Origin of the sequence: Paenibacillus sp. An7, assembly GCF_009870785.1 — a bacterium.
Lineage (GTDB): Bacteria > Bacillota > Bacilli > Paenibacillales > Paenibacillaceae > Paenibacillus.
Map to the genome: position 1 here is coordinate 1 of NZ_WTWX01000090.1, position 404 is coordinate 404.

Consider the following 404-nt stretch of genomic DNA (forward strand, 5'->3'; position numbering starts at 1 on the left):
GCGTATGCAATTAACATTCCTAATGAGCTCGTAAACAAAGCAACGAAATTTATGCTTGCTCTGTACGAAGCTTTCGTGGATAAAGATTGTTCCATTGCAGAGATCAACCCGCTTGTAGTAACAGGCGATGGTAACGTAATGGCACTGGATGCGAAGCTGAACTTTGATTCTAATGCTCTTTATCGTCATAAAGATATTCAGGCACTTCGTGATCTGGATGAAGAAGATGAGAAAGAAATCGAAGCTTCCAAGTTTGATCTGAGCTACATAGCACTTGATGGGAACATCGGCTGTATGGTTAACGGAGCAGGTCTTGCTATGGCAACGATGGACATTATTAAATATTACGGTGGGGACCCCGCTAACTTCCTTGATGTAGGGGGCGGTGCTACAACCGAAAAAGT

Annotated in this window: 1 pseudogene; it reads left to right on the plus strand. The window is 43.3% G+C overall.

Going from position 1 to position 404, the window contains the following annotated elements:
• Nucleotides 1-404, plus strand: a pseudogene (gene sucC / locus GQY27_RS21270) (succinate--CoA ligase subunit beta); the annotation flags it as partial.